At 57.4% G+C, this 23,867-nt stretch carries 20 protein-coding genes; 8 read left to right on the top strand and 12 right to left on the bottom strand.

Features of this window, described 5'->3' with window-relative positions:
* Positions 1-43: 43 nt before the first annotated feature.
* The 3 genes from KS03_RS31655 (at position 44) to KS03_RS23135 (ending at position 2,571) form a co-directional block, all read left to right on the top strand.
* On the top strand, positions 44-1,171 hold the full coding sequence (locus KS03_RS31655) for a transcriptional regulator domain-containing protein (protein WP_127913959.1): 1,128 nt from the start codon (positions 44-46) through the stop codon (positions 1,169-1,171).
* A 123-nt stretch (positions 1,172-1,294) separates the two neighbouring features.
* Complete coding sequence (locus KS03_RS23140; protein WP_045678899.1) at positions 1,295-1,546, top strand: helix-turn-helix domain-containing protein; 252 nt, start codon at positions 1,295-1,297, stop codon at positions 1,544-1,546.
* Positions 1,546-2,571: a hypothetical protein gene (locus KS03_RS23135; protein ID WP_127913960.1), complete on the top strand. Its 1,026-nt coding sequence runs from the start codon at positions 1,546-1,548 to the stop codon at positions 2,569-2,571. The genes KS03_RS23140 and KS03_RS23135 overlap by 1 nt, the downstream gene beginning before the upstream one ends.
* Before the next feature lie 81 nt (positions 2,572-2,652).
* Here KS03_RS23135 and KS03_RS23130 read toward each other — a convergent pair whose 3' ends face one another.
* A complete protein-coding gene (locus KS03_RS23130) occupies positions 2,653-3,699 on the bottom strand; it encodes an IS481 family transposase (RefSeq protein ID WP_015877383.1) in 1,047 nt (348 codons plus the stop codon).
* 488 nt (positions 3,700-4,187) lie between these two features.
* On the opposite strand from KS03_RS23130, the gene KS03_RS23125 reads away from it, so the two are divergent.
* Positions 4,188-5,393 carry a hypothetical protein gene (locus KS03_RS23125; RefSeq protein WP_127913961.1) on the top strand — a complete coding sequence of 402 codons (1,206 nt, stop codon included), beginning with the start codon at positions 4,188-4,190 and terminating at the stop codon, positions 5,391-5,393.
* Positions 5,394-5,474: 81 nt separating this feature from the next.
* Here KS03_RS23125 and KS03_RS29010 read toward each other — a convergent pair whose 3' ends face one another.
* The 3 genes from KS03_RS29010 to KS03_RS23110 form a co-directional block, all read right to left on the bottom strand.
* Positions 5,475-5,996: a hypothetical protein gene (locus KS03_RS29010; RefSeq protein WP_145961913.1), complete on the bottom strand. Its 522-nt coding sequence runs from the start codon at positions 5,994-5,996 to the stop codon at positions 5,475-5,477.
* A gap of 49 nt (positions 5,997-6,045) precedes the next feature.
* Positions 6,046-6,780, bottom strand: coding sequence for a hypothetical protein (locus tag KS03_RS31650; protein WP_127913963.1), 735 nt, complete (start codon positions 6,778-6,780; stop codon positions 6,046-6,048).
* Between the two features lie 92 nt (positions 6,781-6,872).
* Positions 6,873-7,631 carry a hypothetical protein gene (locus KS03_RS23110; protein ID WP_232252265.1) on the bottom strand — a complete coding sequence of 253 codons (759 nt, stop codon included), beginning with the start codon at positions 7,629-7,631 and terminating at the stop codon, positions 6,873-6,875.
* A 6-nt stretch (positions 7,632-7,637) separates the two neighbouring features.
* On the opposite strand from KS03_RS23110, the gene KS03_RS30385 reads away from it, so the two are divergent.
* Positions 7,638-7,964 carry a helix-turn-helix transcriptional regulator gene (locus KS03_RS30385; RefSeq protein ID WP_080942767.1) on the top strand — a complete coding sequence of 109 codons (327 nt, stop codon included), beginning with the start codon at positions 7,638-7,640 and terminating at the stop codon, positions 7,962-7,964.
* Between the two features lie 10 nt (positions 7,965-7,974).
* On the opposite strand, the gene KS03_RS30380 is transcribed toward KS03_RS30385, so the two are convergent.
* The 3 genes from KS03_RS30380 to KS03_RS30375 form a co-directional block, all read right to left on the bottom strand.
* Entirely contained in the window at positions 7,975-8,625 is a 651-nt protein-coding gene (locus KS03_RS30380; RefSeq protein ID WP_232252267.1) for a hypothetical protein, read from the bottom strand.
* A 95-nt stretch (positions 8,626-8,720) separates the two neighbouring features.
* Positions 8,721-9,925 (bottom strand): IS3-like element ISBugl1 family transposase gene (locus tag KS03_RS23105; RefSeq protein WP_085962364.1). Its coding sequence is split into 2 segments (ribosomal slippage): positions 8,721-9,610 and positions 9,610-9,925, totalling 1,206 coding nucleotides; the frame shifts between segments, so codons are not numbered across the junction.
* A 78-nt stretch (positions 9,926-10,003) separates the two neighbouring features.
* The gene (locus KS03_RS30375; RefSeq protein ID WP_080942766.1) at positions 10,004-10,258 is read right to left on the bottom strand and encodes a hypothetical protein; all 255 of its coding nucleotides are present in this window, start codon (positions 10,256-10,258) and stop codon (positions 10,004-10,006) included.
* Between the two features lie 818 nt (positions 10,259-11,076).
* Between KS03_RS30375 and KS03_RS23095 the strand changes: the two genes are divergently transcribed.
* Entirely contained in the window at positions 11,077-14,460 is a 3,384-nt protein-coding gene (locus KS03_RS23095; protein WP_045678896.1) for a helicase-related protein, read from the top strand.
* A 17-nt stretch (positions 14,461-14,477) separates the two neighbouring features.
* The gene (locus tag KS03_RS23090; protein WP_045678895.1) at positions 14,478-17,816 is read left to right on the top strand and encodes an Eco57I restriction-modification methylase domain-containing protein; all 3,339 of its coding nucleotides are present in this window, start codon (positions 14,478-14,480) and stop codon (positions 17,814-17,816) included.
* A 204-nt stretch (positions 17,817-18,020) separates the two neighbouring features.
* On the opposite strand, the gene KS03_RS23085 is transcribed toward KS03_RS23090, so the two are convergent.
* Together KS03_RS23085 and KS03_RS32910 are read right to left on the bottom strand one after the other, a co-directional pair.
* Positions 18,021-19,103, bottom strand: a complete 1,083-nt coding sequence (locus KS03_RS23085) for a helix-turn-helix domain-containing protein (protein ID WP_042967288.1) — start codon at positions 19,101-19,103, stop codon at positions 18,021-18,023.
* 2 nt (positions 19,104-19,105) lie between these two features.
* Positions 19,106-19,774 (bottom strand): hypothetical protein, encoded by a 669-nt coding sequence (locus tag KS03_RS32910; protein WP_017432379.1) that lies wholly within the window; start codon positions 19,772-19,774, stop codon positions 19,106-19,108.
* Between the two features lie 353 nt (positions 19,775-20,127).
* On the opposite strand from KS03_RS32910, the gene KS03_RS23070 reads away from it, so the two are divergent.
* Positions 20,128-20,730 (top strand): recombinase family protein, encoded by a 603-nt coding sequence (locus KS03_RS23070; RefSeq protein WP_017432380.1) that lies wholly within the window; start codon positions 20,128-20,130, stop codon positions 20,728-20,730.
* Between the two features lie 26 nt (positions 20,731-20,756).
* Here KS03_RS23070 and KS03_RS23065 read toward each other — a convergent pair whose 3' ends face one another.
* From KS03_RS23065 to KS03_RS31645, 3 genes are all read right to left on the bottom strand, one after another.
* Positions 20,757-21,980: a Shedu immune nuclease family protein gene (locus KS03_RS23065; protein ID WP_017432381.1), complete on the bottom strand. Its 1,224-nt coding sequence runs from the start codon at positions 21,978-21,980 to the stop codon at positions 20,757-20,759.
* A gap of 86 nt (positions 21,981-22,066) precedes the next feature.
* Entirely contained in the window at positions 22,067-23,203 is a 1,137-nt protein-coding gene (locus KS03_RS23060; RefSeq protein ID WP_045678894.1) for a nucleotidyltransferase family protein, read from the bottom strand.
* A 9-nt stretch (positions 23,204-23,212) separates the two neighbouring features.
* Positions 23,213-23,848, bottom strand: coding sequence for a Cap15 family cyclic dinucleotide receptor domain-containing protein (locus KS03_RS31645; RefSeq protein ID WP_017432384.1), 636 nt, complete (start codon positions 23,846-23,848; stop codon positions 23,213-23,215).
* Between the last annotated feature and the right edge of the window lie 19 nt (positions 23,849-23,867).

Raw genomic sequence — 23,867 nt, 5'->3', positions numbered from 1 at the left:
CTTTGCTACCATCTGGGGTGAGTTCTATAAGGAGCCGCGCCCGATGGCTACCCATCCCGTCCCCGCTGAGCACCGTTTTTTCATTGCCCGTGAAGACTGGCGCGATGCCACTAGGTACCCGCCCTCCGACCTTCAAGACCCATCTGTAGGGGCCTGGGAACTGCTTCGACGCAACAACCAGTACGCGCAGGATTTTGCCGACTGGCATCAACGAGTGACTGATGTCCCCCCGGTCCCATTTCCCAAAATGTCCCTGCGGGGATATTTCTGCGTCCCAGCCCCTAATCCTGACACGACGTACGAACAATACCGGACAGAACACCCCTATCACCTCGTACTCCCGCTCCTAGATCATGTTCGAGAACGCTGGGGGATCACTCGCCTGATCGACCCGACTCTAACTGCTGCCGCAGTCGCAGACTTGAATCCCGCCCGTGAACCACGCAACAAACTGGCGTGGTTGTTCGCCTGCACTACGCCCGAAATTCTCAACCCACCAACTCACTGGCCGGGGAAAAACTATCTCAATTATCTGTCGGTGTCGATGCTGGCATCCGGGTTCTGTACTGGCACCGAGATTATGGTCCGCCTCGACTTTACAGGGAATTTTGAAGCACAAGTCGAGTCGTTACGTCGACAGGTTGGCGCCTTCTTCGACAGCGGCACACGAAGCGGGACAGCCGTCGTTGAGAGAAAAAAATACACCACAGCCGACGACACTGGACAACTTGATAACTCCAGCATCTTGAACACGGAAAGCCTCTTGCCCTTTCGTGCGGTTAAGCCGAACTGGAACACCACTCCGGCAAAACTCAAATCTATTCACTACATCACACGTATGGCCGACGTGATTGCTTCGTTGGAAGCAGGCACGCTTGAGGACCAGATCCGCGAAAAACGAAGCCACTTTCCCGCAGTAGATATCAGCGACTTGGACCTATCGATCGACCCTAGCTGCGCCTTCGTGTCACCTAGCTACATTCAGGAACACTGGCGCGTTCGCAAAGATCTGAATCTAGCCCTAAACCGATATTTCAAACAACACCCCTTCGAGGACGGACGGCACGGTCAACGCCTGATCAACCAGTGGCTAGATCACGCATATCAGCTCGTCTGCGGGGACCACGTGTTAGTTGCCAGACTGGCTCCGCCTCGGCCACGTAAAAAATAAATCGGCCGGCGAGTAGGAAATGCCTCGTTAGCATGCACTTTCCTCTCCAGACCATTTTGCATTTTCATGTCCTCCTGATCTACCTAAATTACGCATGCCGATTGGGCATAACTGGAGATCAGGATGATTGGAAAGACCACCACCGCTTCGCCGCTGCTCAGCAGTCTGCTGCACGAATTCCTGGACGATCGGGCGCTCGCGGTACTGCTCGACATCTCGGACAAAACGCCCGCACAGTGGCGCCACCTCGGCAAGTTCACCGAAGAACTGCCGTTCTACAAGTTCGGCCGCTGCGTGCGCTACCGCCGCGAAGACGTCGAGGCGTTCATCGAGAAAAGCCGTGTCGGCGGCATCACCATTTCGGAGGGCGCGTAATGCCGTTCAAGAAACCCTCCATGCCTGCCGCAGCGGAAAAGCGATCGCCTCAAGGGGCAACGGGCACCCGCATTTCAAGTACCAAGAAGACCCGCGTGGCCGCAGTCGATTCGCTCCACAAGTTCATCAGGCCGACGCCGCCCGGTTTGACGGCTCTTGTGGTCCGCGACAAGCATCTGGTCCGCGATGCTCGCGCTGCAATCGAAACGCAGTACATGAGCTTCGGCAACGTTGCCGGTATTCCAGCCCCGGACGCCGAGTTCATGTCGTCCCTGCACTCCGGCAATCTGCAGGCGCTGGATGAAATCGAGGCTCTTGCCGAACTGGAGAAGTTGCCCGACACCGCACTCGAACGTACCTTCTACGTATACGGCTCGCGTCCGAATTTCAACTTCTCCGGCAATGAAGGACTGAGCATGCTGCTGCCCATCATCGAGGATGCCGAAAATGGCTGGGTAACGCTCGCGCAGTCCTGCGATTCGCTGTCGGCAGAACACCTCATCGCCGGTATGTGCCAGATGCGAGCGTCGGCGCAGAATGCGGCGGCTTACGTGCTGCTGGTCATCGTGTGTCCGAGTAAAGAGCAGGTACCGGGCATTCGAGACTTCTGCGACGAGTATCTCGAAGTTGACGCATGCGAGCCGGACCCCGACGCGCATCTCGCCTTTTCCATCGAAGCGTTGCGGCTCGCCGACATGCATACGCTCGGCTACGGCAAGGTGATCTGCAACGTCACCTTGACCGACGACGGTTACATGCGCACGTTCGAGCCATTCATCGCCACGTCGTTGCGCGACCGCCTCATTTGGAAGCTCCGCGCCGCCGGTAAGTCGCTCTCCGAAATCGGCGAACTGGTCGACCTGCACAAGTCGAGCGTGAAGCGTTGCCTTGACGCAATGCGCCCGGTCCGCCGTCGCGCTCTGTCCGAAGTCGAGATCACCCAGTACATCGACGCTCTCGATGTCGAAGAGCCCGCCGAAGATTCGCCCGAAGTGCGCGACGATGACACGGAGAAGTTCGCATAAGCGTTGTGCAGCCTACACGCAACTTATGTGTAGAAGTCGCGACCCGATCTGACAGTTACCCGTTCCGACGGTGCGTGACTGTCAGATCAGATTCAGGTGGCTCACTTTCTCCTTCCACACCTCCTTGCCCGCGATGAGCGTCTGCAAAGGCGTGCGACCACAACACATCTTACCTTGATGCGTTCGCTCGCCGTTGTAGTACATCAGCCAAGTATCGAGATCGACCTGCAGTTCCGCCAGCGTCAGATAGAGCTTGTGGCGGAACGCGACCTGATAAAACTCCTGCAGGATGGTTTTATGGAACCGCTCGCAGATGCCATTGGTCTGCGGATGTCGCGCCTTGGTTTTGGTGTGCTCGATGTCGTTCAGCGCCAGGTACAGCTGATAATCGTGCGATTCCGGCTTGCCGCAATACTCCGTGCCTCGATCGGTCAGCATGCGGATCACACCCATGCCGTGCTCCTCGAAGAACGGCAACACCCGGTCATTGAGCAGATCGGCCGCCGTGATCGGCGTCTTGGTCGTGTACAGCTTGGCCATCGCCACTTTGCTGTAGGTGTCGACGAAGGTCTGCTGGTAAATCCGGCCTACGCCCTTGATCGTGCCCACGTAGAACGTGTCCTGCGAGCCCAGATAGCCGGGATGAGCGGTTTCGATTTCGCCATGAGCCACATCGTCGTCCTGCTTTCTTTCCAGCGCGGCCACCTGGTCCTCGCTCAGCACGATGCCTTTTTCAGCGACCTGCTTCTCCAGCGCCACGAGCCTCAGCTTGAAGGACGACAACGCGTGACGCAGCCAGATCGAACGAACGCCGGATGCAGACACGAAAATGCCGCGCCGGCGTAATTCGTTGCTGACCCGAACCTGCCCGTGGGCGGGCTGCTCGATGGCATAGGCCAGCACGGCGATTTCCGTCGCTTCATCGACTCGATTCTTGGGATTCGGCTTGCGCCGATTGCTGTCGAACAGGGCATCGACGCCGCCCTCGGCCACGGCGTTCTGATAGCGGTAGAACGTATCGCGCGACAGCCCCATCACCTTGCAGGCTTTCGACACGTTGCCCAGCTCGGCGGCCAGATTCAGCAGACCGATCTTGTGGCGGATGACATTTTGGTTGAGACTACTCACGGGGTTACTCCTTGGCGCTTGCGCGCTGTTTTGATGAAGATTCGCACCTCTATCAAAACGGGTAACCCCGCCTCTTGGCAAGGCCTTACTGTCAGATCAAGTCTGAACTTCTACAACTTATGCAACCAACGCAACGCCGAAGAGGAAAGTCGCTCACTTACCCTCTCCGGCTCCCGATCACAGCCTGCAGTGCGCGCTTCATCCGCACGCGACATTCGGCATCAGCTCGGAGAGACTAATAAGAGAGTAACTCCCTACTATCTATATGTATAGCAGCCGACTCGCCACCTCACCGCGAAAACGCTGAAACTTACCCTCTCCGAGAAAACTGTAAAGCATTGGGCATCGTCACCGTGCATGCTCGCGTCCCAGATGTCTGCTCTCGCAATTCGAATAGGCATACTTATCAAATATCCATCGTCGCACTGTGTAGATGCAATCGTGCTTTCCATAAGAACGCTTGCTCAATCTATTTCCAAGGAGCCTTCATGCCGCCGCATATCAAGACACCAATTCCGAAGCGACCTTTTGTCGACTATCTTCGCTTCGTGCTTCCTTGGGCTGCTAATCCCGGTGACAATCACCAGCTCATGTTCGAGCGCGCCCGCCGCCGCATTCAGGCAGAGATCGAAAACGGTACATGCAAGGGCACGTTCGCCAACCGCGGTCGTTATCGCTTCGTTTTTTCTATCCCTCTGTCGGGCGAATTTGCTGCGACTGTCTGGATCGGAGCGCGTGATCCTGCACGCCAGAAGGGAGGCATCTCCGTATCGTTGAACCCGTCAAAGCTCGAGCCTGGCGACATGGAGCACTTCCACGAAGTCATGGAGCGCATCGTCGGTCCCGCCTACAAGAGGGTGCTTCGGGGTGCTCTGATCAACCGCATCGATTTCGCCGTCGATATCGTGGACGCGCGCCTGGATCGCTTGCTGGTCTCGTATCAGTACGCGCAGCAGTTCACCGTCTTCGGCAAGACCGTCAAGAAAGGGGTTGTCGAGACCTACAACTTCGGGAGCGAAAAGAGCCCTTATATGACGACCGTCTACGACAAGAACATCGAGCGCCGCCACAGAGCGATAGAGGCCATCGCAAAGCACGGTCTTCGCAACGAACCGTTGAAAGCATATTTCATCAAGCAGTTGGATCAACTGCACGGTGCGCCGCCGCTCGTTCGCGTCGAGGTCCGCGGCATGCAGTTGAAGGGGCTGTCTCTGAGTGATCTGCACAAGATGGCGAACCGGTTTGCTCGCTTCACATTTGCCGATCTGAATGGAACGGGCAAACCGCTGCCGAAAAAGTTGCTGGATGCGTTCATGTCGCTCTGCCGTGATCGCGGCGTGAAGGCTGCGCTCGACCACTACAAGGGCACGCCGGATGTGCAGAAGGTGAACGCGTTCTGGCGTTCGCGCTGCGCCAAATGGTGGAAGCCGGAAAGGATGATGGAACAGGCGTGTGATGCGCTGCGCTGCAGCGGGATTTTTCCGATCGAAGCGTTCGGCGCGCGTGATGGCGATAACGGTGAGCGAAACGTGTCGGCATCGAGGCCTGGCAAGCTGCACGTCTCTACCCTCACGCACTCAACGACCGGCGCGAAACTCCGACGCATCGCGCCTGATCTCTTGAATCTGGGCGTGAAGCGTACAACGATCGCGTCGACAGCACCAATGCGCGGCAGAGTTCGCCGTGTCGGCTGATGGCTTAGGCTGCGGAGCAACGCGTACTCCGCTGCCGTCAGCAGTTGCGAGCCGCCCTCTGGACGGCTCGTTCTCCGCGATTTACACGAACCACCCAACCAAAATGCTGGTGCCGCCGACAGCACCAACGTAGAGGCCGACGATCTGCGGACCGATACTCCAGCAAATCCGAACCCATAACGCATCCGAAATGCCGCCGCTCACGACGAGGATGTCTGGCTTGGCGATCCGACGCACGGCATCACCCAGTCGAACGCCGGCGTATCCGAGGAACGTACCGGAGAACCACAGGAGGAAAAACTTGAGAGGCATCAGGTGGGCGTGCGGCGACATGTACACCACCACTGCGAAGAACTCGACAATGAGCGCGACGACGATCCATATTGCTGTTCCGAGCCTACTCCTTCTAACTGCTGGGGTCGTCTCCGGCGTTGCAGCCGGGGCATTGGTCTGGTCTCCAGGTGAACTCATCCCGAGCTCCTTTTTGAATTGAATGTAGGTCTGCTGCGAACCGAAGTTACCGGCGTCTCGGAACGTCAGTCGATGCTGCCTCTGCCGACCGTATTGATAGATCACTGCGCCGCGCATTGCCGTTTCACGCATGCAGTTCGCGAGGTAAGCTACATGCATGTCATACGGCCTACGCTCCTCGTCACGGGACACTGACAGGCTTGCCGTTCTCCGTTAGCGTTTTGCCGTCGTACGCATATGTCATCCGTTTTCGCGCGGCACGCTTTCGCTCAGCGGCTGGTTCGGCGTCGCCAGCGAAGCCGGGCATGGTTACGACAAGTACACCGGATGCGGTCGAGACCTTCGCCAGATCGGAGCAGGAACCGAAGTCCGGGCTGACGGTGTTGCCGCCGTCCGAAACGATCACCCACTGATACGTGGCAGGACACGCCGTTCCACCATTGTTCTGAACTAGCACCGCACGGCGGTTCTTCAAGGCAACCTGTGCCACGAAGCTCAGCGAGTTGTTGCCTTCGACGCGTGGGTTCACGGCCTTGCCATCAAGCATGAGTGCGTTATCGGCGCTGACCGTGAGCTTGCCGAACGGCGTCGTCATGCTTCCGTCCGATGACACATCGGCTTTCATGACAGTGCCGACCGGTGCGCCACTCTCGTCTGCCTCCTGTGCATCGGCATCCTCATCCCCGCCCTTCGGGTTCGCGCCCGGATCAGAGGCGGCCGAGACTGACGACGCAGCCGGAGACGGCGCGGATGCCGATGGCTCAGACAATGCCTCGACCGTGTTGGAAACCGCTGAGGCCGGTGCAGCGACATCTGAGGTACTAACGGGCTTCGAGCACGCCGCCAAAATCAGCGGCAGCATGGCGACGAGATAGGGGGAACCAACGAAGGTCGGGCGCTTCAGTATGCGTTTCACTTTCATTTCCTGGTGTGAGCGGCGGATTCGCCAGTGGTCGGTGATGCGCTGCCCGCCCTTATCAACACGGGCGGGCATCAACACGTAGGCAGTTACCACTTTCGCCGACTACAAGGCACGCCACGATCGAAGCAGCCGAGGTAGTAGTCGGTAATTTCCTTCCCTCTCCGTGGATCGGTCACGTTGTCTTCGAAGACATCCTGAACCATCGAGGAAAGATAGGCTTGGGCGAGAAGCGGAAATCCGCCGACATAGGTCATCTCTTGCTCTTCAGACAGTCCCTTGTTCCGGCATCGGATAAATTGCTCAGCTCTGTTGTACTTCGGGTTGGCCAGGTCGGGGCACATTCCGATCATCCTCTGAGCGGCGTCGAGCTGCTGCTGCCCTTCCTGCTGATCGCGCCGCTGCATAGCCTCATATTTTTGCTTGTCATCAGCGTCAAGCGGGCAGTTGGCGTTGCACGGCGGGTGCTGTTTCAGATAGTCGACCCGTTGCTGTTGAGCTTGCTGCGCCTGCTGCTGGGCGGTGTCCTGCTGCGGCATCAGATTTTTCACTTCCGTGACGGCGTCTTGAGCTGAATGAAGAGCCCCAAAAATCTGGTTCATCTGCGCATGCGCAATTACGGGTACGACGGCGGCCAGAATGACGGCTGAAAATCGCGGAATGTTCACGGTTTTTGGTTTCCTCTGTTGTGTTTGTAACTGACGGCGATTTGGTCGCGCTGCTTGTGCGTCATGTCCTGCGTCCTTTTCCTGAACCCGCCGCGCCAGGAGCGCGACCAGTTTATCGTTAACGATGCTTAAAAGCACCAATAATTTGATGCTTTTAAAGCGTGGTTTCATAGACATCATGTCCGCATGCTTTGTGGCATGAGTGAGAAACCGAAAATCCGTGACCGGCGTAGTCCGGTGGCAACGGCAGTGGGCGAGCGCGTCAAGGCGTGCCGGATCAAAGCAGACAAGTCACAGGAGGAACTCGCGTACGAAGCCGGCCTGGACCGGACCCGCGTCAGCGCCATCGAGCGTGGAGTGGCAAATCCGACGGTGGAGACGCTCGCGACTATCTGCTACGTGCTTAACATCACCCTTGCGGACCTGTTTGAGCCGCTGGCTCTGGCGCTCAAACCATCTGGTGAGCATCGTCGTGGTACAGCACCGCAGCCCCGGCGCAGACCCCTGCGATAGACTGTTGCTGCTACTGCGGCTTCCCACTTCGGATCGACATCGCCCCCACGAGCGCGGCCTTCCGCTCATCGAATGCCGTGGCATATCGCGCATATCCGTTTGGTTTGCCGCACCGTTCCGTTGCCCACGTCAGTCGTGCGTTGTGGACCGCCAATACAGGCTCGGTTTCTGCGGAGTCGATCAACAGCAGCGAATGTGCTTCGAACGCCCGGCCGGTCTGCCGCCCCTCGACTCCGACGGCGAGGACCGCATGCAGAGCGGCCCGGCGCAACCGCTGCAACGTGACAATCACTGGCCGACCGGCCAATAGCTCCTGCTCGCAAAACTGAAGAACGTTCGCATGTGACCCTTCGAATACGGTTGGCCGGAGCCCCCAGTCAAGCTCCAAGATCAGCGCCTCCAGTTCCTCCAGCGTGACGCCCGATAGGTAGAATGGCCAAGCGAGTTCCCAGAATGCTGCTTCCGGGCCGTGTCGTCTTGACGGCACGCGCAGGGGATCGGACAGGTGGCCTAGTATCGCAATTGCCATTGCTGTGGCGTGCAGTGCGCAACCGCCGTCCCACGCTCCCTGAAAACTGAACGCAGGAACATTTGAGCCAACAATCGTCAGACGCCGACCGGGCCGCAATTTGGCAAGGAGTTTCTGCACGGTGAATTCCATCAGTATTCACTCGGCAACAGCAGCGTCGTTACGCGCCGATCGGCCTCGGTGATGATCCATGGAGTTGCCCCCGTAACTCAGGACACGGCACCCACTTAGGTTGCTGAATCCGTCGAACGTCGAAACTCGCGAGGCGAGCGGTACTTCAACGCGCTATGGGGATGCTTTTCGTTGTAGTGCTCGAATGCGATGGCCAGATTCCTGGCCGCGGTCGCTGCGTCCGGCTTCGGCATGATAGCGACGTAATCGCGCTTCATGGTCTTCACGAAGCTTTCCGCCATGCCGTTGCTCTGCGGGCTGCACACCGGCGTGGTCAACGGCTTCAGGCCGAGCAGCGCCGCAAACTGACGCGTCTCCTCGGCCGTATAGCCCGAGCCGTTGTCGCTCAGCCACTCGATTTCGGACTCGGTATGCAGCACATCCCCAAATCGGCTTTCCACCGCAGCCAGCATCACGTCGCGCACGATGTCGCCGCTATGGCCGGCCGTCGTGGCCGCCCAGCTCATCGCTTCGCGGTCGCAGCAGTCGAGCGCGAACGTCACGCGCAACGGCTCGCCGTTGTCGCAGCGAAACTCGAAGCCGTCGGAACACCAGCGCTGATTGCTGCGCTCCACCGCAACCTTGCCATCGTGACGGCGCTGCGGCCGAACCGGTGCCGCTCTGCGTTGCATCAGCAGGCCATGCGTGCGCATTACGCGGTAAATGCGCTTGGCGTTCAGCGGTGCCTGTCCCGCCGCGATACGCTCGCGGCGCAACGTCCCCCATACGCGTCGATATCCGTAGCTGGGCAAGTCGCTGATAACCCGCTCAATAGCCTCGACCACCGGTGCATCGTGGGTCGATCTGGGCTGCCGCCCGTCGCGCCAAGTCGCCTCGCGCGACCTGCGTGCCGATACGTTCGAGCGCGACACGCCGAGGACTTCGCAGACCAGTTTCACTGGCTGTCCTCCGGCAACGATGGCGAGTGCGCTATCCATTTTTTTGCCCGGCCGTATTCGACAGCCTCGCGAAGAATCTCGTTCTCCATCGTCTTCTTGCCGAGCATGCGCTGCAGCTCGCGAATCTGTTTGAGCGCGTCGGCCAACTCCGAGGCCGGAACCACTTCCTCGCCAGCCTTGACCGCCGACAGGCTTCCATCCTGGTACAGCTTGCGCCAGTGAAAGAGCTGGTTCGGATTCACGCCGTGCTGGCGCGCTACCATCGAAACCGATTTCCCCGGCTCGAAACTCTCGCGAACCATCGCCAGCTTTTGCTCTGCCGTCCAGCGCCGCCGACGCTCCGGGCCCGTCAACACGTCCATCACTTCCTGCCTGGTGTGAGTCAAAAACACGGTCTTATACCTACCCGTTATTGTAAGTGGGTGACTGTGTCCGGTGTTTCAGGGGGCTGCTCCAATCCACAACAACTCACGTCTAACGCCAAGTTCATAGGCGCTGACAATGCGAGTTCCGTCAGTAATTGCGTTGTCGTTCAACTTCGCGTCGGCGGGGCAGACGATGCCCCAATCGCCCCCCTGATGCCGGTTCAACAGGTTGGTGCCATAGGTACCGGTTCGATCCAGAAGGGCGAGCGCACCGGTCGTTGCCACCGTTCGGCCAAGAGAGAAAAGCGGTACGCTAGTTTTTCTGTTCATAATTAGGTTTCCTTATCAGCAAGGCGAGCGTTATCTCCGGACGGGCGTCCGGTGGAATCTCGATTTGAAAAAAACGGGGAACGCGAGGTGCCTTTGGGGCGGCTCAGTGACGCGAGGAACGCTGCGGGGTGATTTGCAAGACTCCGTGACGCGTCCGCTCAGGTCGGAGGCATAACTACGCAGGCAAAGACTAGGTTGATGCCTCGAACGGGACGAATTTCCCTACAAACGGCCAGCAGTTAGCTAAAAACGTCTGCCCAGTGGCGCAAATGTAGCATAAAAACAACAAAAAGAACAGGGTCGAGAAATTCAATCGGTAATTTTTGCTTATCCAATGCTGCGAATCATTCCCGCTCGGACTTCCGGGCACGGAAAGTCCCCGTCTGCCCCATCTCCCGCCCTACAGCGGCTCCGCGTGAGCCGGGTAAGGGGTGGGTTTGGCAGGACTCGCCAGCCGCCCCGAGAGACCGGATTTCGTCACCGAAAGCTTTGCAATGTTTGAAATTGACATTTTCGTCTCTGAGTACAGACGGGGATCGTCCCATTTTGCTCATTTTTTAAGCAAATTAGGCCGTTTCAGGCCGTATGCCAACGGCAGCAGAGGCTCGATCGATGGTCAATGCCTCGTGTCGGCGGAAGCGATTGATGGTTATTCGGACAGGCGACGGCACGACGGCGTTCGCCGTTCCGTTTGCGTTCTGGTTACATGCGCGGACAACGGCATCTCATCCCTGCCGGAATTCCTTTGGATTGTGCAAGGTGTTCCGGTAAATTACCGCCTTCGATATATGAGATGAAAAGATTAGGCGGGACGGCCCATGCCAAAAATCTTCGACAACATTGACAAGGCCCTGCTTCCCGCGCTTCGAGACACCCTCCAGGTTGCCGAGCGTGCGGATTTCTGCGTGGGGTACTTCAACCTGCGCGGTTGGAAACACCTTTCGGGCTATGTCGATCGATGGGCCGGGGGAGAGGGGCAATGCTGTCGGCTCCTCGTCGGCATGCACGTCACTCCCTCCGACGAACTGCGTCGTGCCCTTCGCGCCAGAGATGACGGCGAGGCTCTCGACAACCAGACCGCCATCCGCGAAAAGCGCAAGATCGCCGAAGACTTCCGCAGTCAACTGACATTTGGCGTGCCCACCAACGAGGACGAGGCAGTCTTGCGTCAACTCTCCAGCCAGCTCCGGGCCGGGAAGTTGACCGTCAGCGTTCACTTGCGCCATCCTCTGCACGCCAAGCTTTATCTCCTTTTTCGCCGGGACCCGATCAACCCTGTTGTCGGCTATCTAGGGAGCAGCAATCTGACGTTGGCCGGGCTCGCCCACCAAGGCGAACTAAATGTGGACGTCATGGATTCCGATGCCACGGCGAAGCTGGCCGACTGGTTCGAGGACCGCTGGCGCGACCGCTGGTGCCTCGACATATCGATGGAACTCGCCGACATCATCGACCAGAGTTGGGCCGGCGAGCAGTTGGTGCCGCCGTACCGCGTCTATCTCAAAATGGCTTATCACCTGGCGCAGGAAGCGCGCGCCGGCCTGTCCGAGTTCCACATCCCTGCGGTATTCGGCAATACCCTCTTCGACTTTCAGGTGGCGGCGGTAAAGATCGCGGCCCACCATCTTCACAAGCGTGGCGGCGTGCTGATCGGCGACGTCGTTGGCTTGGGCAAGTCGATGATGGCGACAGCATTGGCCAAGGTCTTCGAAGACGATTTCGGCACCGAAACTCTGATCCTATGCCCGAAAAACCTTGTGCCGATGTGGGAAGACTATGCCCACCGATATCGTCTGCACGCCAAGGTACTCTCGCTTTCCAGGGCGATCCAGGAGTTGCCGGAGAACACGCGCCGCTATCGCGTCCTGCTAATTGACGAGTCGCACAACCTGCGAAACCGAGAGGGTAAACGATGGAAGGTCATCCGCGACTATGTGGAGCGGAACGACAGCCTCTGCGTCCTGCTTTCAGCGACCCCCTACAACAAAACCTATCTTGATCTGTCCGCACAGCTTGGGCTCTTTCTGCGGGAGGACGCTGACATTGGCATTCGTCCCGAGAAGCTCATTGCCCGTCTCGGTGGCGAGCACGAATTCATTCGCCGTCACCAGTGTCCAGTACGGTCCCTCGCCGCATTCGAGAAAAGCGAAGAGGCCGACGACTGGCGTGACCTGATGCGCCTCTACATGGTACGGCGCACCCGCAGCTTCATCATGCAGCATTACGCGCACGAAGACGCCCGGGGCAAGTACCTACAATTCGCCGACGGCTCGAAGTCCTATTTTCCCAAGCGCGTACCGAAGAACCTGAAGTTCCACATCGACGACAACGATCCGACGGATCCCTACGCCCGGTTTTATTCGACCAGCGTCGTGGCGACTATCAATGCACTCATATTGCCGCGCTACGGACTAGGCAATTATCTAAAGACCGGGCTCACGCCGACTCCACAGCAAGTGCGCATCATCGATGGCCTGTCGCGCGCTGGCACGCACCTAATGGGCTTCTGCCGCACGAATCTGTTCAAGCGGCTAGAATCGGCCGGCCCTGCCTTCCTGCTCTCCATCGAGCGACACATCCTACGCAATTATGTGGTGCTGCATGCTTTGGAAAACGGGCTGGACATTCCTCTGGGCACCCAGGGTGCGGAACTGCTCGATACTCGTTACTACGACGAGGACCCGGAAACGACCCTGGGCGCAGACGACGATAGCGGGAGCGGGGAAGATGTCGGTTCGCCCGACAACATTACAGGCCTACGGTCCGAATCAGCGCACAAGGCCCATGCCGCGAAGGTCTACGCAGCCTACGCTGGTCCGCTGAAATCCCGTTTCAAATGGTTGCCTGCGGCGTTCTTTACCAAGGACCTAGCCAAGCACCTCAAGACCGACGCCAGAGCGCTACTTGAAGTCCTCGCTTTCTGCGGCGAGTGGAATCCCGAGCATGACGCCAAGTTGGCAGAACTGGCTAAGTTCATCGGCAAGAAGCACAGCAAGGAAAAGCTGTTGGTCTTCACCCAATTTGCGGATACAGCCCGCTACCTTAAAGCCCAGCTTGTCGCCCGAGGAATCAAGCAGATCGAAGAAGCCACCGGCCAGAGCGTCGATCCCACCGCCTTAGCCTGGCGCTTTTCGCCGGAATCGAGTGGCAAGCGAGACCAAGTGCGTCCCGCTGACGAGTTGCGCGTGCTGATCGCGACCGATGTGCTGTCCGAGGGCCAGAATCTTCAGGACTGCGCTGTCATCGTGAATTACGATCTGCCGTGGGCCATCATCCGGCTCATCCAACGCGCAGGCCGTGTGGATCGCATCGGCCAGAAGGCGGCCGAGATACTGTGCTATTCCTTCGTGCCAGCCGATGGTGTGGAAAGGTTGATTCGACTTCGTGCCCGCGTGCGCCAGCGCTTGATCGAGAACGCCGAGGTCGTCGGTTCAGACGAAGCTTTCTTCGACGACGACAAGCCCGATGAGCGCATCCTCGATCTTTACAACGAGAAGAGCAGCATCCTCGACGACGATGGCGACACTGAGGTCGATTTGGCCTCATATGCCTATCAAATATGGAAGAACGCATGTGACGCCGATCCGTCGCTCGCCGCCAAAATCGAGGCCATGCCTAATGTCGTTTATGCGACCAAGGGACACGCCCCGACACCCGAGGCACCCCGGGGCGTGCTGGTCTACCTGCGCACCGGTCAGGGCAACGACGCTCTGAGCTGGATTGACGAGTCGGGCAAATCCGTCACACAGTCCCAGCTGACTATCCTCAAGGCCGCCGCATGCGCCGCAGACACGCCAGCACTGCCGCGCGCCCAGAATCATCACGAACTTACTGCGCGGGGCATGCAGCATATCGTCGAAGAGGAGAAATCTAGTGGCGGGGCACTAGGTCGTCCCTCCGGCGCGCGCTTCAAAACTTACGAGCGATTGAAACGCTATCGCCAAACACTTGGCGAAAGGCGTGATCTCTTTATCACCGACGCGCACGTGCGCGAGATCGACCGCGCGTTGGAGGAGATTTACCGCTATCCGCTTTATCCGACTGCGACCGACACGCTCAACCGCCAACTCAAGGCCGGCATCGACGACCACAAGCTCGCCGAGCTTGTATTGAGCCTGCGCGAGGACGGCCGCCTGTGCGTCATTGACGAGCAGGAAGGACAGCGCGAACCCAAGCTCATCTGCTCCATGGGCCTCGTTTAACCTTAGATAACAACGTCATGACCATCGACGCCGCACGCTTTCAGAAACTGCTCGCCGAATGCAGGCTCGAACAGCTTTTCAACGAACTCGGCTGGGATCACGCGCGAATCGGACCTCAGGAAATCGCCGTCAATGGCGAGCGCTACACCGTGACGGCGGTCGCCCAGAAGCGCGGCGTAACCGTTTTCCAATGCTCGCCAGGCACGGACGGCACCATACCGGCCCGTGCTGTGTTGCTGAAGATCGAGAAGGAGGTCGGAAAGCTCGCGCACGAACACCTGCTCGTATTCGTCGATGCGGCGCAGACCACACAAACTTGGCTGTGGGTCGCACGCGCGCCGGGCCAACCCGCGGCTACCCGTACCCACACTTGGCACAAAGGGCAGACGGGAGAGTCGCTTCGCCAGAAGCTGGAGGCCATCGTTTGGTCGCTGGAAGAGGAAGAAGCGATCACGCTCACTGATGTAATTTCTGGCCTAAAGCGTGCCTTTGACCGCGATCGTATATCGAGGAGTTTCTACGACCGGTTCAAGGAACAGCACGAAGCTTTCGCTGATTTCATCAAAGGGCTCGCCGGCACGGCAGACAAAGCTTGGTATGCCTCATTGATGCTCAACCGCCTGATGTTTGTCTACTTCATCCAACGAAGAGGATTTCTTGATGGCAATCCCGACTATTTGGTCGATCGGCTGCGTGCCGTCCGGGAGGCAGCCGGCAAAGGTAAATTTCATAATTTTTACCGGCAATTTCTGCGCCGGCTGTTTCACGAGGGGCTGGGGCAACCAAAGAACGAGCGCAAGTCCGATCTTTCCGGTCTGATCGGTGACGTCCCCTATCTGAACGGCGGGTTGTTCGAGGTGCATGCTCTGGAAGAGGCCAACCCCAGCATCGACATTCCCGATGAAGCGTTCGAGCGTTTGTTCGCCTTCTTCGATGGCTGGGACTGGCATCTCGACGATCGTCCTCTGAAGAGCGGCAACGAGATCAACCCCGACGTGCTGGGCTACATCTTCGAGAAGTACATCAATCAGAAACAAATGGGGGCGTACTACACCAAGGAGGACATCACTGAGTACATCAGTAAGAACACCGTGATTCCTCACCTGCTTGAAGCAGCGCAGGAGCGATGCAAGGTCGCATTCGACGGCGAAGCATCCGTCTGGAATCTGTTGCGAGATGCCCCCCATCGCTATATATATCCCGCCGTGAAAACTGGCGTCATCGACGCAGCAGGCGAGATTGTGCCCGAATCCGCGCTGCCGGACTTCGTATCCAAAGGCATGAAGGACGCCAAGGCACGTATGTTCGACAAGAGCTACAACCTCGGCGAAGCGGTGTTCACGACCGCTACTGGCGAGCGCGGAACGCTGCCCACCGAAACATGGCGCGAGTATGTGGAGCGAAGGACGCGCGCACTCGAACTTCGGGAGCGGCTCGCCAATGGCGAGGTGCGGACAATTGACGCTCTGGTCACGCTAAATCTCGACATCCGCCAGTTCATGCAGGATGTGGTCGATAATTGCTCTAGTCCCGATCTGCTACGCGCCGTGTGGCAGACAATCGTTGGTCGCGTACCGGAAACGGCAAAAGAGAAGTTTCGTCACGGCATCACCATCCTAGACCCGACCTGCGGGTCGGGTGCTTTCTTGTTCGCGGCCCTCAATATCCTAGAGCCGCTTTACGAAGGCTGCCTGGATCGGATGGAGGGATTTGTGGAGGATGCGAAGAAGCTGGGCAAAACCTGCGACGCGGATTTTGTCAAAGTGCTGGCGGAAGTCGACAAGCACCCCTCGCGTCGTTACTTCGTCTACAAGAGCATCATCCTGCACAACCTATTCGGCGTTGACATCATGGCCGAAGCGGTGGAAATCTGTAAGCTGCGGCTGTTTCTAAAGCTCGTCTCGCAGGTCGACCGAGCGGTTCAATTGGAGCCGCTGCCCGACATCGACTTCAACATTCGCTGCGGCAACACGCTAGTCGGCTATGCCAACGAGGCACAGTTCGACGCGGCGGAAAACCTTGCCTCCGATGCCGAACACCGCAACGAGATCAAGGCCAGCATCGCCGATCTGGCCGACTTGTTTGACCGCTTTCGCGAACAGCAGACCAAGCATGGTGAGAAGCTGGTCAGGTCCGGGGAAAAAGCGCGACTGCGCGAGAAACTTGGCGAAATGGCCCTCGAACTTGACCGGTATCTGTCCCGGGATTACGGCATCGACCCTGACCGGCCGAAGAATTTCAGGACATGGCGCGAAACCCATCAGCCTTTCCACTGGTTCGCAGAGTTCTACGGCGTCATGCGCGAAGGAGGGTTCGACGTATTGATCGGAAATCCACCGTACATTCAGCTTTCCGAGATCGACCAATACGACACAAAAGGGTATTCCTGCACCGACTGCGGAAATGTCTATCCCGTGGTTCTGGAGCGATGCCTCGCCTTGAATGCGTCGACGGGCCGACAGGGCTACATCGTGCCGGTCTCGTCAATTTCGACTGACGGCTACAAATCGCTACAGCAAAAATACCGTAGCATGAATGTCCATGTCAGTTGCTACGATGATCGGCCATCGCGTTTGTTCGACGGACTTGAGCACATTAGACTCGTAATATTTCTGCTATCCCACAACGCGCCGGGTTGGCATTCGACGCGCTACCATAAGTGGACAAGTCAGGAGCGCAGTACGCTGTTCCAGCGCTTGGCATATGTGCAGGCCAAAGAAAGAATCGTCAGGAATGCAGTGCCTAAGCTAACGTCGGCCCACGAGCTGACAATCCTCGATAAGCTTTCGTCTTGCTCAATGACAGTTGGCGCCCGAGCATTACGGGCCGGCCCCCACTCAATCAACTTCTCGCGTAAGGTTGGCTATTTTCTGCAGGTCTTGGACTTTCAACCCCGTGTCGTTGACGGTTCCGGCAGTCTTCGTCCGCCTAGCGAATTCAAGCCCCTTGTCTTCGCTAGCCCGGAAGAAAAGTCAGCTGCACTTGCATTGCTGAATTCGAACTTGTTCTATTGGTTCATGACGGTGTTTTCGGACTGTCGCCATCTCAACAAGAGGGAAATCGACGCGATGCCGTTTCCAGACGTGTTGCATGGCCAGGCCCAACTAGTCAACGGACTCGACGGGCATTCGAAGGATTTAATGGCGAATCTGCGTGCGACCGCAGACACGCGGACCATGCGTTTTCGGCATGATCGCCTTGAGATCGAATGCATCATCCCCAAAAGAAGCAAGCGTTTTATCGACGCCATCGATCAGGACTTAGCAAAGGCGTTTCGGTTCTCCGACGACGAAACCGACTTCATCATCAACTACGACATCAAATACCGCATGAGTGGAGTGGACGACGAGGCATGAAGCACGCGCGCGTTGCCCTGCCGGCCCGGCTATGTCATTGCCATCGGCGATGGTGCGCCGCGCACAGTGGGCCTTGGCGGTATCGCCAAGGCCGGTCGATGCGCTGGCACGGAGGGATTACTGGTTGAGTTGCTTGCGAATCAGAATCGGCGACTCGGTCAACATTTCGGGTGCGACGCAGCGGCCATACTTCTCGTTGCTTGGCTAAACGACGCTCAGCTTGGCTTTGCTCTTACCTCGAGTAGCCCCGCCGCCCTCGATACTATGGTAGTTGGTGAGACGGAACACAAGGTTGTCGAATTCCACGACCGGCAGTGACAGCGCACTCGCGATCGCGTGTTTCGTCATGCCCTCGGCGCGCAACATCTGTAGTACCTTGTCCCAAACCACGGAGGTTTCGCGTTCGACCGAATACGGCTCGGATTGCCGATAAAGTTGCGATATCTGGATCGAGAAATTGCGGTACTGCCAGTCGGTGGTAACGCCTAATCGATGGAGTCGATAGTTCAATGCGGCGACCGATACTCGCCATCGCTTCTTGGCTTCCACTATCTGGTTTACCGCATTGATTCGAGGAAGTCGCGCTTTCACGTCTCCTTCTGGCATCAGAAACGCCGAGGCAAATTGGTTCGCCTCATCTTCGACAACCCTACCGCCCTGTGGGCCACCGTGCTTGTGCAGGACAAGGTGTCCGAGTTCGTGAGCAGCATCGAATCTGCTGCGTTCCGATGTCTTAAACGTGTTCAGGAAAACGTAGGGGGTTTCCTTCCTCCACATCGAAAAGGCATCGACGGTCTTCGTGTTTTCCGCAAGCGAAAACACTCGCACGCCCTTGGCCTCGAGGAGATGAACCATGTTCGTAATCGGGCGATCTCCAAGCCCCCACTTCTCGCGCAAAACCCGTGCCGCAGCTTCGGGATCGGCACTGTCCTTACAGTCGATGAGGTCATGTGAAGGCAAATGAAATCGCGCATCCACCCAGTCGCTGAGAATGAATGAAAAAGCGCCCGCGGCGAGTGCCGCATCTCTTTCGCGAGCAGACATCGTGCTCATCGACCGGAAGCTAGCAGCTTCCGGTTGAGGTTCATCGATGTCGTTTCCGGAGAAGAAGGCAACCGGAAAATTCAACACCTTCGAAAGCGAATTCAAACTATCTTCGGGCGGCTCTGCTTCGCCGCTTTCATACCGAATGATTGTCTTCTGATCGCAACCTAGTGTCTCAGCAAGAGCTTTTTTCGTGAACTTGCGTCGACGCCTAGCGAGACTCAGTCGGCTTGGATTAAACATACTTACTTACGGGTTACTTCGATAGGGAATGCGTCGAGATCGTCATCATCGTCACTGCTATTCTGATCGCGGATCGGAATGTTCCACTCACCGGGAGCCACGAGGATGATCTTCTCAAGACACTCGGAAGCGTAACCGCCGTCGAAATCGCCAAGCAACGTCAACTCGGCCTGAACGTTGTCGCCCTTGATGAAAACACAAACATGCCATGTCGCGTATTCGCTGAGATCGGTGGCCGACACTTCCCCCTCGGGAACTGGCCAATCGTCGGCATCCGGCAGCGCAAATTGATGGACCTGTTTATTGTTGAACGCCGCACGCTCGGAGTTGGGGCCTTTCTTGGAGCGGTTCTGCGGGACGCGGTCGGGAATTCCAGCTCCGTCATCGGCGTTCATGATGGCCAGCCGCACCTTTTTATCGCGGTTCAGGCAGGTCGCATAGCCGCCGGTATTGTCCTTGAGCCAACCGAGCGGCCGAAGCAATTCGCGGCTTCGACGCACGCCATACCGCCACGATGAGTAGCCTGGCGCGCCCGGCGGGTCATTGTCAGTACAGCCGGCGTCTCCTGCGACGCACGCCTGCACGATCTCGATCAAGATGTCGCGGGTGAGGCCGAGTTGCGAGAGCCGCGATTCGACTTCTTCGAATTTCTGATGCACGACCGCCGGCATATGAGGACTCCGTGTCCGTTTTTGGAGCCTCGATTGTATTTGAAAAAATGGACATTGTGGAGGCGAGATTGGCGGCAGCGGAGGTACGCCGAAGGGCCTACCGGCGCTAGGGTGCGGTGCATACATCGAATATCGCTAGAACAAGCCGGGCCGGATATCGCACGCTCTTGATCTGTTTCAGCTCGCACCGGGCGAGCGCGGTCATTCCAAGGAAGACGGTCGACTCCTTAGCTCGTTTGGGTACACCGTAACGGGCCAAGCGCCAGGACGTTTGAACATGGATCAACAGGATCAACCGGTCATTTGATCCATGATAAAATTGATCCATGCATTCAAATAATCCCTTTTGAGCCATGCGCAAACTCTATTACGGGCGGATTTCGACCACGGACGGTCAGTCAGCCGCGAGCCAGTATGAGGACGCCAGAGCCCACGGCGTGCAGGACAATGATGTTTTCATCGATGAGGGCGTGAGCGGCTATCACGTGGCTCCTGACGCGCGGGAACAGTGGCGCAAAGCCGAACACGATTTGCGGCACGGCGGCATTCTCATCGTGCGTTGGCTGGACCGGATCAGCCGCCGCTATGACGAGCTACACGCAACCATGCGCCGACTTATGGAATTGGGTGTGCGTGTCGAATGCACGCTCAACGGGATGGTGTTCGACGGGAAGGCAAAGGACCCCATCGAGAAAGCGACGCGAGACGCGATCCTTGCGTTCATGGCAGCGCAGGGCGAAGCCGACTACCTCAACCGCGCCGAGATGCAGCGTCGCGGGGTGGCGATCGCGAAGGCGGAAGGGAAATACAGGGGCCGCGCACGGTCACACGACTACGCGGCGATCAAAGCATGGCGAGCAGAGAATGGCGCGAGCATCCGCGAAACCGCCGAGAAGTTCGGCGTCGGAACTGCGACGGTCAAACGTGCTTGCGCCGATCACGCCGACATACGTTAGCCTGGGCTACGCAACGCACGAGACTCTCACGCGTCGCGGCGCTTGTGCTCTCCAGCCTCGACTATGAATCTCGCTCGTTCGAAGAGTTCATCGAAAGTGATAATTTCCGGCGCGGCGACGCTTTTGCGGAAGAGCTCAAACGAAGAGTACTTCTCTTCGTTGATCCCGTGCTTTGTGCGGAATTCCGCCAGAGACCCGATCACGAGAAACGAGCGTGGCTGGTAAAGGAATACCGTCTCCCCAGTGGGAGCGCCATCGTCGCCCCTTACATCGAGCCGTAATCGAATGCTGGTGAGAGAAACTTGTACCGAACGCTGTACCTGCGCAATTGCTCCCGCAAGTTCATCGGAGATTTGCCAGCATTCCTTTCGATACGGGCTGGCAACCTGCTTGAGAAGCGGCGTCGCGTGGGTTTTGATTTCACCAAACGATACAGCACTGATCAGACCATGAGTTTTCAAAAGGACATCGACACGCTTCCCGGCACCTGCGATGTCGTGTCCTCTCACCACCTGCTCAAGCTTTTGGTCGTCCAGTGTTGAGTTGAAAACGTAGTTAAGACCGTAGCCAAAAATCCACGTATTCTTTTCGAAGTACGTTTGCCATACTGCCTCGGGGCCACCGCCTTTTCCCGTCTCCAGCCTTCGTTGTTCAAAGTGCTTCTCGTCGCACAATAAGCGTTCGAACTCGCGAAGCTGCTCCTTTCGAAGGCTAAGCTCGGCAACGTCGCGTGCCGTGACCCGGCTTCGGACCAGCTCGTCAAGAAGATCAGGCTGCTGATTCAGCAGTTCGAGAGCCTGTTCGCGACTCAGTACGAGGCTTTCCACGAACTTATCGTCGAGCTTCGCGCTCTGCTCGTCCTTTAGCGGCAGAAACTGAACGTTTCTGAGGAAGTTGTACAGGATCGCAATTTCGTCGTTAATGAAGGTGAAGTAGGTGCCGTGCGGACTCCCGCTTTCAACTGTATACCGTTGAATAGTCAACGTCGAGACGCCGCGAGTATCTTCATAGAACTTCGCCTTGATCTCCTGTCGCGCGCCTTCAGTAATTCGAAGCGATACCTGCTTACCGTCGCGAAAAAATTGGTGCGACTCAGCGCAATCGATGACTTTGGAGACGATGCGAAAAGGGCGCTCAAATTCCTCCACGCTTCCGTCTTCGCCCTTCCGATATTGCGTATCGGACAGCGAACGGCTCAGATAAACACGATCGGCGCGCTTGTTGCGAAAATACTCGTAATCATCACCCATTCCAGTTCCTCGACCTCAATATTGGTCACGATGCGCCGGGCATCCGATCCCGTCGGCCATCGCCGAGCTTCATCGATGCGGGAGTCTCACTGTATTACGGCTTCGTTCAATGCGCCACGCGCGGCGTCAAGAGCAAGCGTCTTGTCCTGATAAAACGGCAGGTACGAAATGTAATCCGTTCCAACAGCCTCGATCAACGCGGTTAGTTCGGCTCGCAAAGCGCCAACGTCCACTTCTTTCTTCGACTCGTTGATTATTTTCCGCGTCCCGTCTGGCGTCTTAAGCTGCCGCGCGTAGCCGAGATTCGTTTCGAGCCTGAACAGAAAGTTTTCGATGCGATTGAGTAGTTGCAGAGGCATGTACCAAGGGACGGTTAGCTCATTCTTCGTCATGTGGTAGATGAGGCTAGCCACATCATAGCTACTTAGCGCGAAGTCCCGATCGGAGTCACGGATCAGACATTTGAGCATGCGGATCGCTCGCTTCGCGCCGCCCCCGCTCTCCGTGTCTCGATGATTGACAAGCAGCATATGCATGAACGGACGGTTGCTCTGCCGCGCGAATTCATCCTTGTTAAAAATGAAGACGTCGCGGTACGCCTCAAGTCCTGTGGACTGGTAGTCACCCGTGTCATGCCAATGCGCAGGGACAACGTCCACTTTGCGCGCCAGAGATCCGCCTTCCAAGGCGATCGATTTTGCCCCGCCAATGTTCACCGTCGCGGCCGGATATGCTGCCGTCAGAATCGTCTCGCATTGCTGGCGCAACGCGAACAGTTCTCCGATCGTGGTTTTGCCCGAAAGCGCGGTGTACGACTTCGAAGGCGCCGCCGGGCTGTCATGGGTCAAGAACCACTCAGCCAAAACCAGAATATCTACGTCTGACGACGCACGAATATGAATGTCGAGCGCCAGCGATCCCTGCAACCTCGTCGTCACGGGCATATCGATGGGAAGCTTGTCCTTGATCTGCTTGGCCACACGGTCACCCTCTCCAAGCGAAACCGATGTGTACTTGGCGTCGACTGCTTCCATAGCGCCGAGCGCATATCGAGTGGCGTCGCCATTACCCTTGCTTTCATACGCCTCTTTAACATCGGCCGAATCCATGGCAAAGGCCGAATCCGCTCTCGCTTCATACTTTCCGGCAAAGGTTCCGGTTGATGCAGATGGCCGTCGTCTTTGTCGCATCTTCGCAAGACGATCCTGATAACTCGTACCCATAGCGCTGCCCTACGTCCTTTTTGTGATCGTTAAAGAGCCGTGAGTAAAGCGGCCCATATTATTGAAGTAGAACCCCTCGCCTTGGGTGCTCCCCGGTGCGATTCTTATTTCGCAATATCCGCGATGGGCATTCAGGCCATCCTGCACGTGCGCCCTTGCATTTGGGTCGTTCCCATAGCAATACATCAGCACAATCTCATCGCCTTGCTGTTGAATTGCGGCAGCCCTACTGAACGAACCGGAACGCTCGGTACGCAACGTGACGCAAATCTTCGTCCATTGCTGTCGGATCGACAGAGTGCCGGTCCAATTGCGGAAGTTTCCGTTATCCAAAGCTTCCGCCGGGCCGAGCGTTTGACCCGTGACATCCCATTCACCAGACAGGTTCGGGAAAGAAAAAATTCGGCTGATCGGCCAAAAGCGCCAAAGCCATTTGTTGAAAACGAAATAGATCACGGAGAAGGCCGCGCCAGTGTCGACTGCCTTCGGCACGAACGACCATACGTCGGGCCAAACTGCTGCCACAAGCTTTCCAAGCCAGCCAATGGCGGCGCTGTAGATGGCAGCGAGTACAACAATGACTGTTCCGATGAGCTGGAAGATTTTTCCGCGATCTTGGTCGAGTAGGGTGTATTCGTGGTCCATTCGTCTGGTTAATTGTTCA

Origin of the sequence: Burkholderia glumae LMG 2196 = ATCC 33617 (assembly GCF_000960995.1) — a bacterium.
Classification (GTDB): Bacteria; Pseudomonadota; Gammaproteobacteria; order Burkholderiales; family Burkholderiaceae; genus Burkholderia; species Burkholderia glumae.
This window is presented reverse-complemented; position numbering and strand designations above follow the sequence as displayed.

Excerpts from the sequence above, each read along its gene's own strand:
- KS03_RS31655 (WP_127913959.1), top strand. The coding sequence starts at position 44 with ATGGCTACCCATCCCGTCCCCGCTGAGCACCGTTTTTTCATTGCCCGT.
- KS03_RS23140 (WP_045678899.1), top strand. The coding sequence starts at position 1,295 with ATGATTGGAAAGACCACCACCGCTTCGCCGCTGCTCAGCAGTCTGCTG.
- KS03_RS23135 (WP_127913960.1), top strand. The coding sequence starts at position 1,546 with ATGCCGTTCAAGAAACCCTCCATGCCTGCCGCAGCGGAAAAGCGATCG.
- KS03_RS23125 (WP_127913961.1), top strand. The coding sequence starts at position 4,188 with ATGCCGCCGCATATCAAGACACCAATTCCGAAGCGACCTTTTGTCGAC.
- KS03_RS29010 (WP_145961913.1), bottom strand. The coding sequence starts at position 5,996 with ATGCGTGAAACGGCAATGCGCGGCGCAGTGATCTATCAATACGGTCGG.
- KS03_RS23110 (WP_232252265.1), bottom strand. The coding sequence starts at position 7,631 with ATGATGTCTATGAAACCACGCTTTAAAAGCATCAAATTATTGGTGCTT.
- KS03_RS30385 (WP_080942767.1), top strand. The coding sequence starts at position 7,638 with ATGCTTTGTGGCATGAGTGAGAAACCGAAAATCCGTGACCGGCGTAGT.
- KS03_RS30380 (WP_232252267.1), bottom strand. The coding sequence starts at position 8,625 with ATGGAATTCACCGTGCAGAAACTCCTTGCCAAATTGCGGCCCGGTCGG.
- KS03_RS30375 (WP_080942766.1), bottom strand. The coding sequence starts at position 10,258 with ATGAACAGAAAAACTAGCGTACCGCTTTTCTCTCTTGGCCGAACGGTG.
- KS03_RS23095 (WP_045678896.1), top strand. The coding sequence starts at position 11,077 with ATGCCAAAAATCTTCGACAACATTGACAAGGCCCTGCTTCCCGCGCTT.
- KS03_RS23090 (WP_045678895.1), top strand. The coding sequence starts at position 14,478 with ATGACCATCGACGCCGCACGCTTTCAGAAACTGCTCGCCGAATGCAGG.
- KS03_RS23085 (WP_042967288.1), bottom strand. The coding sequence starts at position 19,103 with ATGTTTAATCCAAGCCGACTGAGTCTCGCTAGGCGTCGACGCAAGTTC.
- KS03_RS32910 (WP_017432379.1), bottom strand. The coding sequence starts at position 19,774 with ATGCCGGCGGTCGTGCATCAGAAATTCGAAGAAGTCGAATCGCGGCTC.
- KS03_RS23070 (WP_017432380.1), top strand. The coding sequence starts at position 20,128 with ATGCGCAAACTCTATTACGGGCGGATTTCGACCACGGACGGTCAGTCA.
- KS03_RS23065 (WP_017432381.1), bottom strand. The coding sequence starts at position 21,980 with ATGGGTGATGATTACGAGTATTTTCGCAACAAGCGCGCCGATCGTGTT.
- KS03_RS23060 (WP_045678894.1), bottom strand. The coding sequence starts at position 23,203 with ATGGGTACGAGTTATCAGGATCGTCTTGCGAAGATGCGACAAAGACGA.
- KS03_RS31645 (WP_017432384.1), bottom strand. The coding sequence starts at position 23,848 with ATGGACCACGAATACACCCTACTCGACCAAGATCGCGGAAAAATCTTC.